This is a genomic window from Nocardiopsis sp. RV163, from assembly GCF_001029525.1.
Taxonomy (GTDB): domain Bacteria; phylum Actinomycetota; class Actinomycetes; order Streptosporangiales; family Streptosporangiaceae; genus Nocardiopsis; species Nocardiopsis dassonvillei.
Genome location: NZ_LEKI01000304.1, coordinates 1 through 2367 on the forward strand (window position 1 = coordinate 1; position 2367 = coordinate 2367).

Sequence of the window (2367 nt, forward strand, 5' to 3'; positions counted from 1 at the left end):
GCGCCCGCGAAGGGGTCGGAGGTCCCGGCGCAGGCCAGCACCACCGCGCCCCTGGCCGGATTCACCGTCGCCGTCACCGCCGCCCGCCGCGCCGAGGAGATCAGCGCCCTGCTGCGCCGCAAGGGCGCCCAGGTCCTGGCCGCACCGGCCCTGCGCATCGTGCCCCTCAGCGACGACCAGCGTCTGGCCGCGGTCTCCGAACAGCTCTCCCGCCGCCCCGCCGACGTCGTCGTGGCCACCACCGGCATCGGCTTCCGCGGCTGGGTGGAGGCCTGCGAGACCTGGGGCACCGTCGACCCGCTCCTGGCGAGCCTGCGCACCTCGCGCCTGCTGGCCCGCGGCCCCAAGGCCAAGGGCGCCATCCGCGCCGCCGGACTCACCGAGGAGTGGTCGCCGCCCTCGGAGTCCTCCGCCGAGGTCCTGGACTACCTGCTCGCCCAGGGCGTGCGGGGGCTTCGCGTGGCCATCCAACTGCACGGCGAACCCCTGCCCGACTTCACCGCCGCGCTGCGCCTGGCCGGAGCCGACGTCGTCGAGGTCCCCGTCTACCGCTGGACCCTGCCCGAGGACACCGCCCCCCTGGACCGCCTCATCGAGGCCGTCACCAGCGGGGGAGTGGACGCGGTCACCTTCACCAGCGCCCCGGCCGCGGCGGGACTGCTGTCCCGCGCCCACACCACCGGCCACCAGGCCGCCCTGGTCCGGGCCCTGCGCGGAGACGTCCTGGCCATGTGCGTGGGAGCGGTCACCGCACGCCCCCTGATGGCCCACGACATCCCCACCGTGTGGCCCCAGCGCGCCCGCGTCGGCGCCCAGGTCCGCGCGCTCGCCGAAGAGCTGCCCGCACGCTTTCCGACCCTGTCCGTGGCCGGACACCGCCTGCGCCTGCGCGGCCACGCCGTCCTGGTCGACGGCACCGTGCGCACCCTCTCGCCCACCCTGATGCGGGTGCTGCGGGAACTGGCGCGAAGGCCCGGCCAGGTCCTGGACCGCACCCGCCTGCTCACCTGCCTGGGCGAGGACGCCGACGCCCACGCCGTGGAGACGGCCGTGGCCCGGCTGCGCACCGCGCTGGGAGACCCCAGGATCATCCAGACCGTGGTCAAACGCGGCTACCGGCTGGCCCTCGACCCGCCCGAGCGCGCCATCTGACGAGCACACCGGCCCACCCGACCGAGGGAAAGGAAGAAGCGGACCACCGACCCCGGCCGTCCGCGCCACGCGATGCACCGACACCCCACCCTGCTGCTGGCCGTCCACGGCACCCGCGACCCCCACGGCACCGCCGTGGCCCACTCCCTGGCCCTGCGCGTGGCCGAGGTGACCGGCCAGACCACCCGCCTGGCCTTCGCCGACGTGCTCGCGCCCGGAGTCGGCGAGGTCGCCGCCCGCGTCCCGGGGCCGCTGGTGGTCGTGCCCGCGTTCCTGGCCTCGGGCTACCACGTGCGCACCGACATCCCCCGCCAACTCGCCCGCGCCGGACGCGCCGACGCCGTCATCACCCCCGCCCTGGGCGGGCACCCCGCGGTCCTGGACACCGCCGTGCGCCGCCTGGTCGGGGCCGGGTACCGGCCCGGGGACGCCGTGGTGCTGGCCTGCGCCGGGACCTCCGACCCCTTCGCGGGCGCCGAACTGCAACAGGCGGCCCAGCGCATGTCCCAACGCCTGGGCGCCCCCGTGGAACTGGGGTTCATCGCCACCGGCGAACCCACCGTGGCCGAACAGGTGGCCCGCCTGCGCGAGCGGGGGCACCGCAGGGTGGCCGTGGCCAGTTGGCTGCTGGCGCCGGGGCTCTTCCACGACCGCCTGGCCGGGGCGGGCGCGGACGTGGTGGCGCGCCCGCTGTGCCCGGATCCGGCCCTGGCCCACGCCGTGGCCGCGCGCTACGACCAGGCCGCCATCGCCCAGCCCGTCTGACCCGGCAGGGGTGCGACACCGGCGTGGGGGAGCGGTGCCCCGGTGCCAGGCACCAAACCGGCCCGCCCGCATGCTGCCCGGGCATGGCCACAACCGGCCGCCGGGTGCGCCGGGCCACCGGACGGGGAAGACCACCCGTGGGTTCCCCACCCATCCCTGTCCGCGCACCGCCCCGAGGACGGCCATGCCCGCAGTACCAGACCCCCTGCTCGACTTCCACCACCCCGCCAGCGACCGGGCCGTCGGCGCCCTGTTCGGCGCACCGGCCGCCGCCGCCCTGGTCGGCGTGTCACCCTCCCTGACCGCGCACACCACCGGACCCGGCACCGCCCACGCACGCATGGTCCGCGCCGCGCTCACCGACCTGGCCGGACCCGACCAGCCGCCCCGGCCACCCGAGCACCCCGTCGAGCGCGCCTGGGCCGCGGCACTGCGCACCGCCGCCCGCCG

2 protein-coding genes and 1 pseudogene are annotated in these 2367 nt (G+C 77.3%); all 3 read left to right on the forward strand.

From position 1 onward, the window contains the following. Positions 1–1152, forward strand: a 1152-nt coding sequence (locus ABD54_RS26285) for a uroporphyrinogen-III synthase (RefSeq protein ID WP_047872242.1), incomplete at its 5' end; no start/stop codon positions are given. Between the two features lie 72 nt (positions 1153–1224). Next, entirely contained in the window at positions 1225–1917 is a 693-nt protein-coding gene (locus tag ABD54_RS26290) for a sirohydrochlorin chelatase (protein ID WP_047872243.1), read from the forward strand. A gap of 184 nt (positions 1918–2101) precedes the next feature. Continuing rightward, positions 2102–2367: pseudogene (locus tag ABD54_RS26295) on the forward strand (protein phosphatase); the annotation flags it as partial.

Coding starts and splice junctions, on each gene's coding strand:
- ABD54_RS26290 (WP_047872243.1), top strand. CDS start 1,225: ATGCACCGACACCCCACCCTGCTGCTGGCCGTCCACGGCACCCGCGAC.